Source organism: Pantoea sp. BS_8, assembly GCF_041954965.1.
Lineage (GTDB): Bacteria > Pseudomonadota > Gammaproteobacteria > Enterobacterales > Enterobacteriaceae > Pantoea > Pantoea stewartii.
Genome location: NZ_JAVAXU010000012.1, coordinates 36,737 through 55,430 on the forward strand (window position 1 = coordinate 36,737; position 18,694 = coordinate 55,430).

Consider the following 18,694-nt stretch of genomic DNA (forward strand, 5'->3'; position numbering starts at 1 on the left):
ACTCATTTTCTTTTTCTTGCTATAACGATACCATGTTTATGGTTAGGGGTTTTATCATCAATATGTAAACGTGCGGCATCAGAACCGTTTTTTTTCCACTCAGGCCATCCTGAAACTATCTGGCTAGCTTCGTTTAAATATTTGAGTAATCCAGTAGTGTTGTTTTGACTCATATTTTTAGTCCTCCAAACTGAGACATCATACGATTTAATGTATCTGCAGTTTTCAACTCTTTGTCAATATAAGAAGATGGTAGCATCTGAATTCGGAGTCTACCATTTCTTCTTTCCCATTTCACTACATTTCCTTCAGAATCTTTTCTTTTAATTTTATAACCTATTCCAAGTGTCATCGAAAATAAATTCATAAAACACCTAGGGCCTACCCCCACGAAAGGCTCAAATATTACCTTGTTCTTTTTGTTTTCTTTTTTTTCTGAAGAAGTAATTGAGTCTTTGTGAAAATCAAACGCTTTACTTTTAGGATAGGGTTCGATATAAATTACCCTTTCAATGCCGCTTGCCACAATATGCTTAGCGCAATTGTGACAAGGGAATGTTGTACAATAGATACTCGACCTGCTGGTGTTAATCTCACTTCTTGCACATGATAATATGGCTTCCATTTCAGCATGGACCACTCTACCATATTCTGTTATGTCTTTTATTTTACTTTTCTTTAAAGATTTAGTGACTATTTCTAAAATCTTTTCCTGTTGATTTATTATGTCTTGATTATCACATTCATTTATGTTGTCCTTGGTTTTACTCAAGACATCTTCTATTATATTTTGTTTTTCTCGAGCATTTGAATCATATCCTAAAGTATAGTCTTTCCCACCAATCACATCCTCTATATTATCATTTATTTCTACGGGCCAGTATAATCCTCCACCAAAAGAGGGAATGTCATTCGCGCCAGTTGTCAGGATCATTTTATTTTTTGTTAATACGGCACCTACTTGTCGCGATAGGTCTGAGGATCTCAACGAGGCTGAGTAAGCCATAGACATAGCATATTCATCAAATGTGGGGCTTATATTCGGTTTCCCAAATATAAGATCAAAAAATCGCCATAAGTGATTGGTTGTTCTATCATAATTATTATCAAAGTTTACAAAAAAATCTGATAGCTCATATGTATCGCGGGTGTGTTGACCCCATTTTTCATCTTCATCGGCGTCGCGAGATATTAACTTTCTAGCCTCATCATCTGCCATGTAACGATGGTCAACTAAATATTTTATTCTACGTTCCTCATTGGCATATACACCAATTAAGTAAAAACCATTCGTGTACACCTCGCGTAGAAGATTTACCTCATCTGGGTGTTTCAATGAGTGTATTATATAGGCTGTGCGAGGGTTAGGTGTAGGTGTTTTATTCACATCTTTTGCTCGCGTACTACTAATCTCTGCTGATACTGCCATGGAAAGAATTGCGTTGTTTTGAGTTTTTTGACGCAATACATTGCCTGCGGTCATTAATGCGTTTGCTTTCTTATAATTATCATCAGTATCTGGAATTTTGCAAAATTGGCTAATGAAGTCTGTGGATATTCTTATAACCTTGACTTCGTAGCTGTAAGCTTTAAGCATTTCTGTAATTGATATCTTCAATAAATCAAGATTGGTTCCAACTGCTCCTACTAAACCAATAACTAGTTCAGATGAATTTTCGATGTCTGGATCAGTTATTCTTGTAGAGGTATCTTCATTTTCTCGCCCTAAGAACGATAAGCTTTTGATGTCCATTGCCATTCCCTCGCCAATTAGTATCTATTAATGCTATATACCATTAATGTACAAAAAACAAACTTTTTGGTGTGAAGATGCTTATCAGCGCTCATTAGGATTATTCTTTTATTTTTTTAACGTTACATGTGGATTTTAGAGAAAGTGGTTTTATGAGCTAACCTCTAGTGATTGGTTGACCTTCTAAAGTTTATACCTCTGCGCGCGCTCGTAGCCCCGCCACGCCTGCGCACTTCATGTAGCGGTTTTCATGCACCTGCATGAGTGGCTCCGGGCCGCGCCGCTGCTGGCCTTTGCTGCCGCTTTTGGGTGCCTGAGACTCATGCGTTTTCATGCAGCATAGACATGCACCCGCACAGCAGACGTAAAAAACCCGGCAGGTGCCGGGCTGTGGGGTGTTATTTCTGGCCGGGGAACCGTTTACGCTTACGCCGGTCAGTTCCGGCACCCCTGAAGGGGTAGGGACCGGCAAGGCTGATAACATCATCACGGAACATCAGCGGCAGCTTTGTATTCGTCCAGCTCAGCATCAGATTCATAATATATCCACGGTAGAGCGTGTCTGCGTCGTTTGCCCCTTCAAGCACACCCGGCGCATGGGGTGAGCCATCGCGCTTAAACTGGCTGTACTTCATTCTCAGCAGGCTGGTCAGCTCAATGGCGTGGAAGATAAAGAATTCGTCAATGAGCGCATCAATGCGCTCGTCCATAATGCGTTCATGGCAGGTGATGTAAGCGTGAGCCTTTTGCCCGGTCACGTCGGCCAGCCCCGGCAGCTGCTTTTCCCTCTGGGTAATCAGTCCGGCCAGCTCGGTCGCCGTTTCCTGCTGCTCCAGATACTCCGCACGCAGCGCCTTCATCTCCGGCGTGACGGTGCCGCCGTTCTGCTCCAGCAGCTCACGAAAGCGCGCCCGGTTGTCCTGGCCTGCCTGCTCCGTCTGTGCCTGGCTCTGGCGCAGCGCCTCAACGCTCTCCCTGGCGGCGGCTTCGGCCTTTTTGGCCTTCAGCCATTCCATCATTTTTTTCTGGAGTTCCTGAATGCGGGGCAGCCAGCCAGCCGGAAGACTTTTCGCCAGCGCGGCGCTCTGTTCTGCTAACTCAGCTTCGGGCAGCTTCATGAGCCAGCCCGCATCCTTAAGCGGCTTCTGACTCCGTGCCACAAGCTGGCCCACGTACTGGCCGGTTGCCTTAATCTCTTCGTCGGTCATCTGCTTCTGTGTCATGTCTTTTCCTCTCTGTCAGGGCTGTGCGTGGCGGTCTTTACGGGTGCAGGCCGAGCCGTAGCGGCCCAGCGTCTGCGGCTGGCGCACAGGCGCATCATTTTCCGGCTCCGGCTCTGCCGCCACGGGCCTGTGGGGCTTCATGATGATTTTCTCGACGCTCTCCAGCGCGGTGAACGTGCAGGAGCAGTCGAGGTTCTGGCACTGATACCAGGTGCGCTTGACGGACGGGGCCTCGTAGGCGCTGGTGCGGGTGTGGGCCACCTGGCCGCATTCGGGACATTTCAGGGCCATTTCTTTTTCCTGTGTGGTCGTTTTCAGTAAGTCAATTGTGCCGGGGCTGGCACAGGTGAGCCATGTGCGGGCCGTGTGCCGTGCCTGACACAAACGCCTGCCAGAAAAGGGCGGCTGGCTGACTTACCTTCTGTTTGCGGTGTAACACGGGTAACAGGTGTTACAGCGATGAATTAAAAGCACTTTTTCTTGTTCTTCCGGTGTAACACGACGGGTAACACGGTGTAACAGCGCGGGCGGGTGCGTTACACCTGTTACACCTCATATGAGAAAGAGGTGTAACAGGCTGACGCCTTACTGCATGCGGCTGTTACACCCGTTACACCTGTTACCCTTTAAAAATAAGACTCACGCAAAGGCATCTGCATCAGCCCGGCACCTCGCTGTTGAAGACGTACAGCCTGCGCACGTTCATCTCTGGCGGGCGGATGCTGGTCTGCAGCTTGCCGTCGGCGGAGGCCATCAGGTAGCCCCGGTCGGCGCAGAGACGCGCCACCTTGCGCGGGTCAAACCCCCTGCAGATTTCCTTCCACCCGGACGGCATGACGTAAAACGTCGTGGCCGCCTCGGTGCCCTGCGCGGTGTTGCCTTTTTCCACCCTGCGCCAGCCCACCATGTTGCCGGGGCGGTTGCGCTCGTCGTTCCAGTCGGCAAAGCGGCTGTACTGGTTGGCCGTGAAGAAGCTGCGCACCTGCTCCAGCGCCGCGATGTCTTCCTGGTTGGCCGTGTGGCCGCGGTCTTTCAGCCAGGCATTCAGGCACACGCGGGTTGCGCGCAGCGCTTCCCCCTCCTGCCAGCCGGTGATGCCGAGCCGGGTTGCCAGCTCGCCCGCCATCGCCACCAGGGCAAAGCGGTTGACCGCGCGGCCCACCTGATTGCCCGCATCCTGCGGCGTCAGGGCGGCGGTGTACTCCTTCATCAGCGCCTTTGCCTGCGCCGTCAGCCCGCTGAGGTCAGCGGTCAGCGCCCTGAGCCACTCGCGGAACGGCGCGCCGTAGTAGCTGGAGGTTGCCCACTCCAGATGTTCGGCCAGCGCCTTTCCGCTGTCGAAGCCGTGCAGCTCCTCAAACACGCCAAACTTCCCGGAGTCGCTGGGTATCTGGATCATCCTCACCTCCATCCCGGCAAACGTTCGCTCACCCGCCTTTGCGGCGTGCTCGGTCAGCGACAGCTCCCCGGTGGAGAAAAACAACAGCCTCCACTGTTTCCGGGTGCGCAGCTCCCCGTCCGTTCCGGCGCGGCCCTTGCCCTGGCCGTTTGCCAGCATGTAGGCGATGTTGCCCGCCTCGCGGCCGTCCACCTCGCGAATTTCGTCGAGCATCATGGCGGCGTCGTTGCGGCGGCTGGCGCAGCCCTCCAGCGCGTTGCCGGTGGCGCGCCACGTCTGCCAGTAGTCCGGCCCGCCGCACACTGAGGTGGCCGCCTTCATGGTGGTGGTCTTGCCGTCCGTGGATTCGCCTTTGAGGTGATAGCCGCCGCCGTCCATCCCGACCAGCCGCAGCAGCGGGGCGGCAAAGGCCAGGCTGACGGCAAACGCCACGCGGGAATTGCCGGTGCAGAAGCGCGCCACGTGCTCGCGCCACTCCTCCACGGTGCCGGACACGCGAAAGTCGCGGCCCTGCACGGAGGTGGTCTGGAGAATGACGCCGTCCGCGCCGTCGCCGCTCACCTCGTCCTGGAGGACGTAAACCTGCCCGTGCCAGCCGGTGCGGCTCACGCAGGTCACGCGGCGCTCCGGCTTGCACAGCGAGATGTACTCCATCAGGCGCGCGCGGGCCTCGCCGGTGGTGCTGATGTACGACAGGCCGTTCACCAGCAGCACCCGGCGCAGCTCCTCACCGCTGCCGCTCAGCATCTCCATCGGCATCGCCCAGCGCCTGCGCTCGCCCCAGGTGTCCTCCCACTCCAGCAGGCGGCCGAAGTTGCCGCCGTCGGCGTCGCAGGTGATGGCCGTGACGCGCAGCGGGTTGCAGATTTTCACGTTCTGGATTTCGGTTTCGCCGTTGCGCTGCACCTGCTTTTCGTACCAGAGATACTCCTGCGTCAGCCGGAACCCGTGTGGCAGCTGCGTGCGGCCCTCACCGCACAGCACCAGACCGTTACGGAAGGCTTCACGGGCGCGGGTCACGCCGTGCTCGCGGTGAAAGTCGTTCCAGTCGGCCTTTATCTCGCCCGGCGGCAGGCTCACCCAGCCGCCGACCGCTCTGGCCGCCTTTTCCGCGAACGCCTTACCGGGGTTTTCGCCGCCGTCCTGAAAGTCGTTGTCACCGGCGATGACGATTTTCACCTCCGGCCAGCGCGCCCGCAGCGCCTGCGCCACGTTCGGCAGGTTGCCCGCCGAGATGGCCGCCACCACGCAACCGGTGGTCAGCTGGCTCACCGTCAGCGCCGTGGCGTAGCCCTCCGTGATGACCGCCTGCACCGGCGGTTCTGACGGCAGGGGGCTGAGCGCCACGAATGCGCCCTTCATGACGCTGCCCGGCAGCAGGCTTTTCTCCCCCGTGGGGGCAATCAGCTGCGCGCCGGTCACCGCGCCCTCCATTGTGGTCAGCGGCAGCAGCAGGGAATCCGCCGGGAAGGCCGTGCCGCTGATGCGCTGTGCGCTGCCGGTGAGGCAGGCCGGATAACCGGCAAAGCCTTTGCCTGCAAGATAGGCGCTTTCGCCGCTGCGACCGGCCTTCACCAGCGCGTCAACGACCGGAGCTATGTCGCGTTTCGGGGCTTTTTCTCTGGCAGGCTTAACCGGCACGCTCTGCACCTCGCGCAAATCCAGCAGCTCTGCCACCGCCTGCGCGGCCGCCTTAACGCCTTTGTCTTTGACCCGCTTCACCAGGTCAAGCCCGTCACCCCGGCCGCACTGGCTGCAAATCCACGTCCCGCGCCCCTCAAGGTCATCCATTCGGAAGCGGTCTTTACCGCCGCACGCCGGGCAGGGGCCGTGCCTGCCGCCGTCCGGCACGCTGATGCCGAGCTGCTGAAAAATCACCGGCCAGCGGCCGCGCGCAGCCGTCGTGATGTGTGATACTGACTGTACTGTCATAACTCCCCCTTAATGCCGGTACAGCGACGCGCCGGTGTCGCAGAAGGATTCAAACGCCGCCGGAAGCGTGGCGTACAGCCCGGCCATCACCTCACACCCGCGCGCCGTCAGCACGGGCGGAGCGGTCAGGAGCGTCGGCTCCACCATATCGGTGAGCAGCGCCAGCGCCGCCGCCGCGCCCTGAGCCTCGCCGTACTCGTTCACCATCGTGCCCTCCAGATGCAGGGCGATGGCCATCTCGATGCGCTCCACCGTCATGCGGTGCGGGCCGCGCATTTCGCTGCCGGTGTCGGCCAGATGCTTTGCCCGCCAGGCGGAGGCTATGGCGCGGCGGTAAAGGGCGGTCGTCAGCTCCGCCGGAAAAACGGAAACCTGTGGCTTTTTCATGCGTGAGCCTCCCCGATGAGCGCGCAGCAGCGGGTGACGTCGGTCAGGTCGGCGCGCAGGTACTCCATCACCGCCGCCATGCCGGGAACGGTGTGGCCCGCCACCGAACCCGCATCGCCGGGATGCTCTGACAGCAGCAGCTGGAGCAGGTCGCAGGCGTGCATGGCCCGGTTGAGCTTCTCGAAGGCGTCGGCAGGAAGGCCGTATTCAAAGGCGCTGAAAACGCCGGATTCAGGCAAGGGGATGCCCTGAGCACCGTTGTGCCCGTGTGAAATATTCATGGTTTACTCCGTTAAAGCTGGCTGCGTGTCAGAGATAGTTTGAGTAGTGGTCGTCGTCCGGCTCAGCGGGCTGGCGCATCACCGGCTCCCGCCAGCGGCTGAAGGTTACCGAGGGAGGCAGGTCAAGCGGGCTGAACCCGTCACGGTCGCCGTCAGCAGACATATCAGTGCGCGGCGATGCCGCTTTAAAGGTGTAGCTCTCCAGAAACCACGTCAGCGGGGCCGAGGTGGCCTGCCCGTCACTGTCATAACGGTAGAGCACCTCGTGACCGAACTCAGGGTTAGCACACGCAACGGAGAAGGGCGCAGCAGAAAGACGCATCACCGTTACCGTCCAGCCCTGCGAATGCTGCCAGCGTTCGCCATGCTGAGGATAATCAGGCATAACGACCTCCGTTGCAGCGACGGGGAGTGTTGAAAAGTTGAATGTGTTCTGCGGTCTGACTGTTGCTTGCGCAAAATATCCAAGTAGACTTTGATGCAGCCATATAAAGACCCTCTGGTTTAATTATGGTCAGGCTTTGTGAGGTATTGCGAGTACCTCGCATAGCCGCTTGTTTTCGGTCATCTGTTTGTATAAGGTACGTACCTTATGCCAATCATTAAAATAGAAGGTACGTACAATGTCAAGGGTTAAAGATCGCACTCCGAAAACAGGCGGAAAGTCACCAACCTTCCAAATCCGCATCAATCCAGAACTTCGAGAACAACTAGACCAGGAAGCCGCTAAAGACCAAACTACCCTTGCAAACTGGTTTAAAGAACTTGCAAGAAATGAGCTCAAACGACGTGGAGTTGAGCCAAAAGGTTGAAGGATGGCGATCTGCGTATTGGTTAGTGGGCGCATTGTTTGCAGATCCATTCTTTTACTTCCTCCACTCTCCAGGCGGTAATACGCGCAGAAATTTTTATAGGTTTAGGGAATTCTCCGGCAGCAATACGCCTCCAAAGCGTCGCAGAAGAAAAAGGCAAACACGGCATAAGTTGTTTTTGCCTAATAAATCCGTTTTCTGGGATTTTTCCATAAGGTGTTTGGTTCATGAGGGATCTCCTATCTCGTTGATTAAAAATGACATGTACTGAGATTAAAGGAGATGAGATGATGTATTCCACTAAAAATGGAATTCCAACGTAATGAAAGTAATTCCATCAAAAAAACGCTATTCCAAAGAATCGCAATATTTTATTAACTCAATAGAATCAATGAGTTAGTTTTTATCATAAGCTTATGATTTTATATGTTTTTATCCGATTTTATGCAGTTTTAAATTCCTGCTTATTTTCGAGGGGAATTTTTGTTTGGCAATCATTGGCAACTATAGGCAACTAAATGGTAATCAATGGCAATTGAAGGCAAACTGCGCGACTTCTTAGTTCATGCTGTTTACCAACATTTGGCGTTATCAAAGTTGTAATTTCACTCATCATGTACAGATGAAAGTGAAATTTTTAATTTTTCATAAAATGAAGATTTACCTAATCCCTTTTTATTGATGCCTTTAGCATCGGCATAAGCAGTCAGAAGTTTAAAAAGAGGATCAATTGTTGGTGTGCCAGAATTGTTAATCCATTTTGTAGAGCCGCTTGAAGATTTTTCGAGTGCTAAGTTAATAGCAAGAAGTCCAATTATTTTATGTAAAGAAGCGCTTTCCTCATCTTTTTTATGAAAACCACGTCTGTCTTGAGATTTATCTTTAGCAACCAGAACTCCCTCTGTACCTGCGCACTGAAAAATAATTGACTCACCATGCTTTTTATAAATGCTAACTAAAGATTCAATGCATTTTTCTATGATGATTTTAGGTGTTATCCCTTCCTCAATAAGTTTAAAGCATGATGCGAAAAGAATTCCTGATTCAATAGGGCAGTTGGTTGCAATGAGTTTTGGGTAAAAAACATCCAACTCTTTTGTTTTTCCTTGTGATTTTAGGAAGCTGAATAAGTATCTATGTATTCTAACTAAATAATCGGAGTAGGCGCTTATAATACCAATTTTATCTTCTGGAAGTTCATCATTACGGATATGCGGGTCAACACTAGCCAATGCTCTTGCTAATTCTTTTATTTCAATTTGAGGATAGTAGGCCAACCTCTCAATGGCACTTCCTTTTGAAAAACTAAATTCCATTATGATTCCTCCTCAATCTTAGCAAAAAAGTCAGATAGCTTTTGCATAGCAATTTTTCTTTCATCGAAATAATGATGTCGGTTATAGATTCCTTCAACACCTTTAATGCGATGATTTAAGCACCTCTCAGCAACCACGGGATCAACCCCTAATGAAGCCAGATATGTTCTAGCTGTGCGACGAAAGTCATGGATTGTGAAATTTTCTATATTTCCCATGTGGGGTTTGAGTTTGGCAAGAGCTACAGGTAGCGTGCTTTCTGCAATGTGGGGTATCATTCGATCTTGTATTTTTCTTGCAGGAAGCACCCAATCACTATTTAGAGATAGGTCTTTTAATTCTTGTAACCATTTAATTGCTAATGATGAAAGTGGAATGTCTAAATTATCTCCATTCTTTGTGTTCTTCAGGTGCCAAATACAAGCGTCTAAATCGAAATCCTCCCACCGCGCGGCACATAACTCCATCTTTCTGCAACAAAGTATTAAAAGTAATTTAAAAGTGATTTCATTCTGACGGCTAAATCCTTTAGCTATTTTCATCGCGCGAAAAAGTAGCTTAATTTCCTCTTTTGAAAGAAAGCGATCTCTGGATTTCTCCTGGCCACCTGCATCATTATTATCAAAAGATGCCGCTGGGTTAACACTCAAATAATGACGTTTTATACCATAGTTAAATATGCGCTTTATCCAACGTAACACATCATTAGCGATAGTTGGCGCGCCGCGTTGAACAATGCTCTGCAACATTCTATCAATATCACCAGGCTTAACGTCTTCAACCTTTAAGTTGCCTAAGTGAGGTTTGATATCTTTTTCAATGCGCCTACGAAGAATATCGGGGTGTTTCCAGCGTCCAACAATTTGTTTCTCGTAGTACTCAAGCGCAAGGTCAGAAACACGACGAGCGTTCTTTTCTTTCTCGATTTTGGCAAGTGTAGAGGCTTTACGCTCCTGTTTCTCTCCGGCGACGTCATAGCCTAAAGCTACTCTTGCCGATAGCTCTCTGGCCCGTTCGCGCGCTTTTGCTAAGGACAGATCCCCGTACGAACCGATCCACATCGCACGGGCTTTGCCTCCATAGCTGTAGCGAAAGCGCCATTTGGGTATTGAGAACTCTTTGCGGTAGCAAAGGTACAATCCGTTTCCGTCAGAGCGTCCTTCAAATCGTTCCTGAGACCTGAGCCAAGTTTTTATTTGAATATCTGATAGCTTTCCCATTCTTCCTACTTGTACCAAAACAATAACGGCTTGAAGTGTGGTTGGTACACTAGATGGTACAGTAAATGATAGAGATTTTGCGAGAGGGGATGATTCTTTATGAGAAAGTAAAACCCGTAAGTTACGGGTTTTACTGGTTTTATGAAGTTATATGATAGTTATTGAGAAATTACTCAATATTCTGAATCTGCTCTCGCATCTGTTCAATCAACACTTTTAGCTCAATCGCTGAATTCGTAATTTCTGCATTAATGGATTTTGAAGCCAGTGTGTTTGACTCGCGGTTGAACTCCTGCATCATAAAGTCAAGACGACGGCCTACCGCCTCTTTTTTCTTCAGAATGTTATAGGTCTCTTTAACGTGCGCATCCAGACGATCCAGCTCTTCTGCGACATCGACACGTTGTGCCATCATCACCAATTCCTGCTCAAGGCGATTATTTTCAAGCTGCACCTCAGCATCTTCCAGTTTGGCGATCAGGCGCTCCCGCTGCCACTTAATCACATCGGGCAGTTGAGCGCGGACTTTGCTGACCTCATGCGTTACCGCTTCCAGCCGCTGCTCGATCAGTGCCTTCAGAGCGCTGCCTTCGCTTTCACGTGCGGCGATGAAATCATCCAGCGCGCCATCCAGCGCCTGAATCAGCTGAGTATTAATTGCATCCAAATCCTGTTCAGGTGCTGCCATGACGCCCGGCCAGCGCAGAATATCCAGCGGATTGATAACGCCCTCATCGGTCTGCAGTTTGACCCAGTTAGCCGCCTGAACCAGTTGTTTGGCCAGTGACTCATTGAGCATCAGTTCGCCCTGCGCGCCAGGATCGGCCTCGAAGCGCAGATTACATTCGATTTTTCCACGCGTCAGTCGCTGGCGAATGCGCTCCCTGATCATCGGTTCCAGTCCGCGAAACTGTTCAGGCAGACGAATATAGGTTTCAAGATAACGTTGATTGACAGAACGCAACTCCCAGGCGGCGCTGCCCCAGTCGCCCTTAATTTCACGGCGGGCATAGGCGGTCATACTGCGGATCATAAGCGTTACTCTTTTTTTAAATAAGGTTGAGGCCAGTATAACGAGGCAAGGCTGACCAGAACAGGTGTAAGCGTGTACAGGATGCGATAACAAAATGTTTCCGCTTTTCTCAACAGCCACTTATGCTAATTACTGGTTTACTCGTTGAGGCCCTCTTTTTATGTCGCGCGTATCGTCTCTTCCACTCATACTCAGCCTGCTGCTTGTGGGCTGTCAGGCGCCGTCTCCATCATCACCATCATATCCGCCTTCTACCCGACCCGTTCCGGTGTGCGCCGGCGGTGAGGTCATGATGCAAACCACATTGTGGTTTGGTCTCAGTAAGCCGCAGGGCGGCAATGTGAGCGCACTGGACTGGATGAATTTTGTCGATAAAGAGGTAACACCGCGCTTCAGGTCTGGCTTGTCTGTTTATGATGCGCAGGGCCAATGGCTGGGCGAAAACGGTCAGTTAGCACGTGAGAAAAGCAAGGCGTTAGTGCTTATCTATCAGTTCGACAGCGACAGCAACAGTCGTGTCGAAGCGCTGCGTGCTCGCTATAAAAAACAGTTTGGTCAGGAATCGGTTATGCGCGTGGATACGCCAGCCTGCATTAGTTTTTAGGGACAAACGGCGGCCAGTGCCGCCGTTGAGTCCATCAGATAAACAGTCCGGCAAATGCAGCGGAAAGCAGGCTGACCAGGGTGGAACCATAGACCAGTTTCCAGCCAAACCTTGAGACGACATTGCCTTGTTGTTCGTTCAGGCCTTTTATCGCGCCCGCAACAATTCCAATAGAAGCAAAGTTCGCGAAGGAAACCAGGAAAACAGACAGGATGCCCAATCCGCGTGGCGTCATGCCTGCCGCTATCTTTTTCAGTTCAATCATGGCGACGAATTCATTCGCCACCAGCTTCGTGGCCATAATACTGCCAGCCTGTAATGCATCGGTAGCGGGAATGCCAATCAGCCAGGCAAAAGGATAAAAAACATAGCCAAGAAGCTGCTGGAAACTGTACCCAAACAGGGTGGCAAACAGGGCGTTGATGGCCGCGATTAAGGCAATAAAACCAATCAGCATGGCCAGAATAATCATCGCGACTTTGAAACCAGCGAGGATGTATTCCCCCAGCATTTCAAAGAAACTCTGATCTTCGTGTAATTTATCCAGCGGAATAGCCTGCTCATTGCTGCCTTTGCCGGGGTTAATAATCGACAGGATGATAAACGTGCTGAACATGTTAAGCAGGAGAGCCGCAACGACATATTTGGCCTCGATCATCGACATATACGCACCAACAATCGACAGCGAAACGGTAGACATCGCGGTGGCCGCCATTGTGTAAAGTCGGCGTGGTGGGATATCGGCCAAAATACCTTTATAGGCAATGAAGTTCTCTGACTGGCCCAGTACCAGCGTGCTTACCGCATTAAAGGACTCCAGTTTTCCCATGCCGTTAACTTTTGATAACAGCGTGCCAACAACCCGAATCAGTAACGGCAGAATGCGCCAGTGTTGCAAAATACCAATCAGTGCGGAAATAAAAATAATAGGGCAGAGCACGCCAAGGAAGATAAAGGCCAGTCCCTGCTGACTCATGCCACCAAACACAAATTCCGTGCCCTGTGCAGCAAAACGCAGCAGCGTTTCAAAGAAATGCCCCACCGTGCCTACCAGCGCCAGTCCACTGGCTGAGTGAAGAAAGAACCAGCCCAGTGCGGCTTCTACAACAATCAGTTGAATGATAAAGCGCAGGCGAATGCGTTTTCGGTCATGACTGACCAGTAGCGCAAGGGCAAAAATTACCACCAGCGCCAGAAGGAAATGAAGAAGAGCGGTCATAGTTTAGTCAGTTAGCGGATATGCAGGAAAAGGTAAGGCATTTAGCCATACTCCGGCATGAATTTCATCCCAGGCTGCACTGACCACTGCAAGAGACAGCAGGCCAGGAAGTCCGTATAATACGCAGCCAATCATTAGCAAGCCGGAGATAACCATGCGTCCAGCAGGCCGTAGCGCACATCAGGTGCGTCCAGTCACATTGACCCGCAATTACACTAAACACGCAGAGGGCTCCGTTCTGGTGGAATTCGGTGAAACCAAAGTGCTCTGCACTGCAACGGTGGATGAAGGAGTTCCGCGCTTTCTCAAAGGGCAGGGCCAGGGCTGGGTCACTGCCGAATATGGCATGTTGCCGCGTTCCACTCACAGCCGTATGGCACGTGAAGCCGCGAAAGGCAAACAGGGTGGTCGCACGCTTGAAATTCAGCGCCTGATCGCCCGTTCACTGCGTGCTGCGGTCGATCTCACCATGCTCGGTGAATACACGATTACGCTCGATTGTGACGTCATTCAGGCCGATGGCGGTACACGTACGGCTTCCATTACTGGCGCCTGTGTAGCCCTGGCAGATGCGCTTAATTCCCTGGTCGCGAGTGGTAAGCTGAAAGCGAATCCGATGAAAGGCATGGTTGCCGCCGTGTCAGTGGGGATTGTCAATGGTGAAGCGTTGTGTGACCTTGAATACGTTGAGGACTCTGCCGCTGAAACGGATATGAATGTCGTCATGATGGAAGATGGCCGCATGATTGAGGTGCAGGGCACCGCTGAAGGTGAACCCTTTAGCCACGAAGAACTGCTGGCATTACTGGCGTTAGCGCGTGGCGGTATTGAAGAATTGATTCAGGCGCAGAAAGCGGCGCTGGAAAGTTAAGGTAACAGGCGACCACAGAGTCGCCTTTTTTTTATCTGAGGAGTAAGACATGAAAGCCTGGCAGCGGCAGTTTATTGAATTTGCACTGAATAAGCAGGTGCTCAAATTTGGTGAGTTCACATTAAAGTCGGGTCGTAAAAGCCCCTATTTTTTTAATGCCGGTTTATTTAACACGGGCCGGGATTTAGCGCTGCTGGGACGGTTTTATGCGCAGGCGTTAGTCGACAGCGGAATCGATTTTGATTTGTTATTTGGTCCGGCCTACAAAGGCATCCCTATCGCCACCACCACAGCCGTTGCGTTAGCCGATCATCACGATCGTGACGTACCTTACTGCTTCAATCGTAAAGAAGCGAAAGATCATGGTGAGGGCGGTTTGCTGGTGGGAAGCCCGCTGCAGGGTAAAGTGATGCTGGTCGATGATGTCATCACGGCCGGCACGGCGATTCGCGAATCCATGGATATTATCAATGCACATGATGCCAGCCTGGCGGGCGTGCTGATTTCACTGGACCGTCAGGAACGCGGCCGGGGTGAACTCTCCGCTATTCAGGAAGTGGAACGGGATTATTCCTGCAAAGTTACCGCGATAATTACGCTTAACGACCTGATTGATTACCTGGCTGAAAAAACGCACATGGCCGATCATTTAGCGCAGGTTCGGGCGTACCAAAAGGCGTACGGCGTCTGATAACTGGCGGGCATTGCGCCCGCCTTTGTATTACACCAGTTGTGCCGCAATCAGCGGCCAGCGGGTGTCAAAGTCGGCCGTTGGGCTAAACCGGAACTCGGAACGGACGTACCGCGATAACAGCCCTTCACACAGGGCCAGCAGCTGGCTGGCCAGTAAGGTTTCATCCGTTTGAAAGCCTTCACCTTCGCGCATTTTGCGTTCGCGCATCACCTGGCGTAGCTGCACTTCAATGCGCTCAAACAGCTGATTAATGCGCCCCTGCAGACGGTCCTGTTCAAACATTAACGCGTGACCTGTCAAAATCCGCGTCAGCCCCGGATTACGCTCACCAAATCCCAGAATCAGTTGCACAATAAGACGCAGGCGCGCCATTGTTTCTTTTTCATCTTTCAGGATCAGATTGATGCGGGTAATCAGACTGTCTTCAATAAATTCGATCAGGCTGTCAAACATCCGCGTTTTACTGGGAAAGTGACGATAAAGCGCCGCCTCCGATACACCGACGTTAGCCGCCAGTTTTGCAGTAGTAATGCGTTGGCTGCCATCACTTGACTCAAGCATCTGCGCCAGCGCCTGCAAAATCTCCTCGCGGCGATTCCGCTTTACGACTTTTTTCTCTGCCATGCCCTTAAAAACCCCTGAATTTCACCATATACAGGCAACACCTACGCATCTGCCACAAGAGAAAGCCTTGGGGCGATGAGAAATAATAAGATTGGCGTAAGTGAAAATCGGTCGTGCTGGTTACTGACGGCCTGAGTGACCGAAGCCACCTTCACCGCGCAAGCTGGCGTCAAACTCGTCTACCAGATTGAATTCGGCCTGGACGACAGGGACAAAAACCATCTGGGCCATGCGGTCGCCCGGCTGAAGCGTAAAGCTTTCCTGCCCGCGATTCCATACCGATACCATAAGTTGTCCCTGATAGTCGGCATCAATCAGACCAACCAGATTACCCAGGACAATACCATGTTTGTGGCCCAGGCCAGAGCGCGGAAGAATCACGGCGGCAAGGTTCGGATCGGCGATGTGAATAGCCAGACCGGTAGGAATTAATGTGGTTGTGCCGGGTGCGATTTCCATCACATCATCAATACAGGCACGAAGGTCTAACCCAGCGGAACCCGGTGTCGCATAGGTCGGCAAGGGAAACGCTTTGCCGACGCGCGCATCAAGAATTTTAACGTCTATTTTTTTCATCATAACGGCTGACAATCTCGTCTATTAAAAGTTGACCAAGGAGTGACTTATCGCTGAGCGGTAAGGTTTTTTCTCCTTCCTGCCAAAAAAGGTGAAGAGCATTGGTGTCGCTATTGAACCCGTGGCCTGCTTTTGACACATCGTTAGCACAAATCAGGTCCAGGTTTTTACGCGCGCGTTTTTTTCGGGCGTATTCTTCCACATTCTGGGTTTCAGCCGCAAATCCAACCACAAATGGCCGGCTCTGCGTTAAGGCCGCCACCCCCGCGACAATATCGGGATTTTTAATGAGCTGCAGGCTGACTTTCTCATCGTCATCCTGTTTCTTTATTTTTTCATCCGCGATCTCAATTGCCCGGTAGTCTGCCACGGCTGCGCTTGCAATGAAAATATGTTGTGCGTTTATCTCCCCCATTACCGCCGCCTGCATTTCCAGGGCCGAGGTCACATCCACTCGTTTAACGCCGGCGGGCGTTGGCAGGGCAACCGGACCGCTTACCAGCGTAACGCGGGCGCCGCGCTTTGCCGCCGCCGCCGCAATCGCAAACCCCATTTTTCCCGAACTGTGGTTGCTGATATAACGCACGGGGTCGATCGCTTCCCGGGTGGGACCCGCGGTAATCATAATATTGAGATGTTGCAGGTCGTTGACGGGCGCGGCCCACTGTACGGCGTGGTCAACGATAGCTAAAGGGTCAAGCATGCGACCGGGGCCAATATCCCCGCAGGCCTGGCTGCCGCTGTCTGGCCCCCAAATTAACAGGCCGCGCGCCTGAAGCCTGACCAGGTTTTCCTGCGTTACGGCAGCGCGATACATCTGCTGATTCATCGCCGGCACAATCGCGACAGGCGCTGCTGTTGCCAGCACGGCAGTGGTGACTAAATCATTGGCCATCCCTGCCGTAATGCGCGCAATCAGGTCGGCCGTGGCCGGGGCCAGCACGATCAGGTCAGCCCATTTGGCCAGCTCAATGTGTCCCATTGCGGCCTCGGCTGCCGGGTCAAGCAGATCATCAAAAACAGGATAACCGGAGACGGCCTGCAGGCTGAGTGGTGTGATAAAAGCCTTTGCGCCCTCAGTCATCATCACGCGGACATCGGCACCGCGATCGCGCAGACGACGGACCAGCTCGGGGGTTTTATAGGCAGCAATTCCACCACTGACGCCCAGAAGAACTTTTTTACCGGCTAATCCCATCATGCTGTTGACCTCATTTTCGATTGCCGTCGCAGGGACGGTGTAATGGCCGAATTTTATCACAAAACGTGGCATGCACCTTTTCAATGGCTGCGTTTGCGAGACATGCCGGAGAATCACAATCACGCGCTGGTGGCGGATAGGTTCGCACGCGATGATACAGGGGGCGACAGGGAGAGCAGCAATGAAAAATTTGCCACCACGAGAAAAACTTCAGCAATGGGGTGCGGATGCGTTAAGTGACGTAGAGCTGTTAGCGATTTTCTTACGAACAGGTTCAAAAGGCGTTCCTGTCATGATGCTGGCGCAGCAGATGCTGCAGGAGCTGGGGTCGCTTTATAATATCGTTAATGCGACGGCTGCAGACTTTAAGGGCATTAAAGGCGCTGGCGAAATCAAGTTGATTCAGATGCGCGCAGTGGCAGAACTGGCCAAACGGTTTTTCGCCAGCCAGCTGGCGCGTGAGAGCACAATTGACAGTCCCGCAGCGACGCGTCAGTACCTGCAGACATTATTGGCCAGGCAGGAGCGTGAGGTGTTTGTCGTGCTGTTTTTGGATAATCAACATCGGGTATTAATGGCCAGAGAAATGTTTTCCGGATCCATCAACAGCGTCGAAGTCCATCCTCGTGAAATTGTGCGTGAAGCCCTGAAAATCAACGCGGCTGCGCTCATCGTGGCGCATAACCATCCGTCAGGAATTGCTGAACCCAGCCAGGCTGACCGCGACATTACACTAAAAATCTGCGAAGCTTGTCGCTTATTGAATATCCGGTTGCTTGATCATCTGGTGATTGGACACGGTCAATCTGTCTCATTTGTCGAACGCGGATGGCTCTGAGCCTGAAAATCTGGTCCAGGTGGCGGCTTTTTACACGATCATTCGGGATCTTTATCTGTTCGGGACTTGAGCACTTGGGCCGAGCGGCGTATACTACGCCACCTTTGAGAATCTCGGGTTTGGCGGTTAGGCCAGCTTAGCGGGTTCCATGGAACTCGCCTGGCGGGCTGCAAGCCTGACGAGGCGGCCAAAACCTAATTTTTAAAGCTCGAGCTGATTTGATTTTTGGAGAATAGACATGTCACGAGTCTGCCAGGTAACTGGAAAGCGTCCGGTAACCGGTAACAACCGTTCCCACGCAATGAACGCGACGAAACGCCGTTTCCTTCCGAACCTGCACTCACACCGTTTTTGGGTTGAGAGCGAGAAGCGCTTCGTTACTCTGCGTGTATCTGTAAAAGGTATGCGTATTATTGATAAAAAGGGCATTGATACGGTGTTAGCCGACATGCGTGCCCGTGGTGAGAAGTACTAAGAGTACTAAGGAACTGAATCATGGCTAAAGGTATTCGTGAGAAGATCAAGCTGGTTTCCTCTGCTGGTACAGGTCACTTCTATACCACCACGAAGAACAAACGTACTAAACCAGAAAAACTTGAACTGAAAAAGTTCGATCCGGTTGTACGTCAGCATGTGATCTACAAAGAAGCCAAAATTAAATAATTTTGGTGTTCTGCTAAAAACCCGGCTCCGGCCGGGTTTTTTGTTTGT

General features: G+C 51.7%; 24 protein-coding genes. 7 read left to right on the plus strand and 17 right to left on the minus strand.

The window, feature by feature from the left end:
* Positions 1-2: 2 nt before the first annotated feature.
* The 9 genes from RAC65_RS18585 to RAC65_RS18625 all read right to left on the minus strand — a co-directional run bounded on the left by RAC65_RS18585 (position 3) and on the right by RAC65_RS18625 (position 7,360).
* A complete protein-coding gene (locus RAC65_RS18585) occupies positions 3-173 on the minus strand; it encodes a hypothetical protein (protein ID WP_375097025.1) in 171 nt (56 codons plus the stop codon).
* On the minus strand, positions 170-1,753 hold the full coding sequence (locus RAC65_RS18590; protein WP_375097026.1) for an anti-phage dCTP deaminase: 1,584 nt from the start codon (positions 1,751-1,753) through the stop codon (positions 170-172). Before RAC65_RS18590 ends, RAC65_RS18585 begins: the two co-directional genes overlap by 4 nt.
* A 190-nt stretch (positions 1,754-1,943) precedes the next feature.
* Positions 1,944-2,087, minus strand: a complete 144-nt coding sequence (locus RAC65_RS18595; protein ID WP_375097027.1) for a hypothetical protein — start codon at positions 2,085-2,087, stop codon at positions 1,944-1,946.
* 64 nt (positions 2,088-2,151) lie between these two features.
* Complete coding sequence (locus RAC65_RS18600) at positions 2,152-2,976, minus strand: hypothetical protein (protein WP_375097028.1); 825 nt, start codon at positions 2,974-2,976, stop codon at positions 2,152-2,154.
* A gap of 15 nt (positions 2,977-2,991) precedes the next feature.
* Positions 2,992-3,267 carry an ogr/Delta-like zinc finger family protein gene (locus RAC65_RS18605; protein ID WP_375097029.1) on the minus strand — a complete coding sequence of 92 codons (276 nt, stop codon included), beginning with the start codon at positions 3,265-3,267 and terminating at the stop codon, positions 2,992-2,994.
* Positions 3,268-3,634: 367 nt separating this feature from the next.
* Complete coding sequence (locus RAC65_RS18610; RefSeq protein ID WP_375097030.1) at positions 3,635-6,307, minus strand: DUF927 domain-containing protein; 2,673 nt, start codon at positions 6,305-6,307, stop codon at positions 3,635-3,637.
* A gap of 9 nt (positions 6,308-6,316) precedes the next feature.
* The gene (locus RAC65_RS18615; RefSeq protein WP_013027753.1) at positions 6,317-6,694 is read right to left on the minus strand and encodes a DUF5375 family protein; all 378 of its coding nucleotides are present in this window, start codon (positions 6,692-6,694) and stop codon (positions 6,317-6,319) included.
* The gene (locus RAC65_RS18620) at positions 6,691-6,975 is read right to left on the minus strand and encodes a hypothetical protein (protein ID WP_058701262.1); all 285 of its coding nucleotides are present in this window, start codon (positions 6,973-6,975) and stop codon (positions 6,691-6,693) included. Before RAC65_RS18620 ends, RAC65_RS18615 begins: the two co-directional genes overlap by 4 nt.
* Before the next feature lie 28 nt (positions 6,976-7,003).
* A complete protein-coding gene (locus RAC65_RS18625) occupies positions 7,004-7,360 on the minus strand; it encodes a hypothetical protein (RefSeq protein WP_375097031.1) in 357 nt (118 codons plus the stop codon).
* A 238-nt stretch (positions 7,361-7,598) separates the two neighbouring features.
* Here RAC65_RS18625 and RAC65_RS18630 point away from each other — a divergent pair, with 238 nt between their 5' ends.
* Positions 7,599-7,787 (plus strand): toxin-antitoxin system HicB family antitoxin, encoded by a 189-nt coding sequence (locus RAC65_RS18630; RefSeq protein WP_210448616.1) that lies wholly within the window; start codon positions 7,599-7,601, stop codon positions 7,785-7,787.
* A gap of 22 nt (positions 7,788-7,809) precedes the next feature.
* On the opposite strand, the gene RAC65_RS18635 is transcribed toward RAC65_RS18630, so the two are convergent.
* The 4 genes from RAC65_RS18635 to RAC65_RS18650 form a co-directional block, all read right to left on the minus strand.
* Complete coding sequence (locus RAC65_RS18635) at positions 7,810-8,016, minus strand: AlpA family transcriptional regulator (protein ID WP_071988791.1); 207 nt, start codon at positions 8,014-8,016, stop codon at positions 7,810-7,812.
* Positions 8,017-8,392: 376 nt separating this feature from the next.
* Entirely contained in the window at positions 8,393-9,103 is a 711-nt protein-coding gene (locus RAC65_RS18640; protein ID WP_210448617.1) for a hypothetical protein, read from the minus strand.
* Positions 9,103-10,323 (minus strand): tyrosine-type recombinase/integrase, encoded by a 1,221-nt coding sequence (locus RAC65_RS18645; RefSeq protein WP_375097032.1) that lies wholly within the window; start codon positions 10,321-10,323, stop codon positions 9,103-9,105. Before RAC65_RS18645 ends, RAC65_RS18640 begins: the two co-directional genes overlap by 1 nt.
* Positions 10,324-10,492: 169 nt before the next feature.
* Entirely contained in the window at positions 10,493-11,356 is an 864-nt protein-coding gene (locus RAC65_RS18650; RefSeq protein WP_033738048.1) for a YicC/YloC family endoribonuclease, read from the minus strand.
* 160 nt (positions 11,357-11,516) lie between these two features.
* On the opposite strand from RAC65_RS18650, the gene RAC65_RS18655 reads away from it, so the two are divergent.
* Positions 11,517-11,960 (plus strand): DUF3574 domain-containing protein, encoded by a 444-nt coding sequence (locus RAC65_RS18655; RefSeq protein WP_058701562.1) that lies wholly within the window; start codon positions 11,517-11,519, stop codon positions 11,958-11,960.
* Between the two features lie 34 nt (positions 11,961-11,994).
* Here RAC65_RS18655 and RAC65_RS18660 read toward each other — a convergent pair whose 3' ends face one another.
* Complete coding sequence (locus RAC65_RS18660) at positions 11,995-13,179, minus strand: NupC/NupG family nucleoside CNT transporter (protein WP_039342462.1); 1,185 nt, start codon at positions 13,177-13,179, stop codon at positions 11,995-11,997.
* A gap of 154 nt (positions 13,180-13,333) precedes the next feature.
* Here RAC65_RS18660 and rph point away from each other — a divergent pair, with 154 nt between their 5' ends.
* Both rph and pyrE read left to right on the plus strand, forming a co-directional pair.
* Positions 13,334-14,050, plus strand: a complete 717-nt coding sequence (gene rph, locus RAC65_RS18665) for a ribonuclease PH (protein WP_058701563.1) — start codon at positions 13,334-13,336, stop codon at positions 14,048-14,050.
* A gap of 49 nt (positions 14,051-14,099) precedes the next feature.
* Positions 14,100-14,741 carry an orotate phosphoribosyltransferase gene (pyrE, locus tag RAC65_RS18670; RefSeq protein ID WP_006121244.1) on the plus strand — a complete coding sequence of 214 codons (642 nt, stop codon included), beginning with the start codon at positions 14,100-14,102 and terminating at the stop codon, positions 14,739-14,741.
* 30 nt (positions 14,742-14,771) lie between these two features.
* Here pyrE and slmA read toward each other — a convergent pair whose 3' ends face one another.
* From slmA to coaBC, 3 genes are all read right to left on the minus strand, one after another.
* A complete protein-coding gene (gene slmA / locus RAC65_RS18675; protein WP_006121245.1) occupies positions 14,772-15,368 on the minus strand; it encodes a nucleoid occlusion factor SlmA in 597 nt (198 codons plus the stop codon).
* Positions 15,369-15,488: 120 nt separating this feature from the next.
* On the minus strand, positions 15,489-15,947 hold the full coding sequence (dut, locus tag RAC65_RS18680; protein ID WP_058701564.1) for a dUTP diphosphatase: 459 nt from the start codon (positions 15,945-15,947) through the stop codon (positions 15,489-15,491).
* Positions 15,925-17,145, minus strand: a complete 1,221-nt coding sequence (coaBC, locus tag RAC65_RS18685; RefSeq protein ID WP_058701585.1) for a bifunctional phosphopantothenoylcysteine decarboxylase/phosphopantothenate--cysteine ligase CoaBC — start codon at positions 17,143-17,145, stop codon at positions 15,925-15,927. The genes dut and coaBC overlap by 23 nt, the downstream gene beginning before the upstream one ends.
* 181 nt (positions 17,146-17,326) lie before the next feature.
* On the opposite strand from coaBC, the gene radC reads away from it, so the two are divergent.
* From radC to rpmG, 3 genes are all read left to right on the plus strand, one after another.
* The gene (radC, locus tag RAC65_RS18690; RefSeq protein WP_033738055.1) at positions 17,327-17,983 is read left to right on the plus strand and encodes a DNA repair protein RadC; all 657 of its coding nucleotides are present in this window, start codon (positions 17,327-17,329) and stop codon (positions 17,981-17,983) included.
* 238 nt (positions 17,984-18,221) lie between these two features.
* Positions 18,222-18,458 carry a 50S ribosomal protein L28 gene (gene rpmB / locus RAC65_RS18695; protein WP_006121249.1) on the plus strand — a complete coding sequence of 79 codons (237 nt, stop codon included), beginning with the start codon at positions 18,222-18,224 and terminating at the stop codon, positions 18,456-18,458.
* A 20-nt stretch (positions 18,459-18,478) separates the two neighbouring features.
* On the plus strand, positions 18,479-18,646 hold the full coding sequence (gene rpmG / locus RAC65_RS18700) for a 50S ribosomal protein L33 (protein ID WP_001051798.1): 168 nt from the start codon (positions 18,479-18,481) through the stop codon (positions 18,644-18,646).
* Positions 18,647-18,694: the final 48 nt, after the last annotated feature.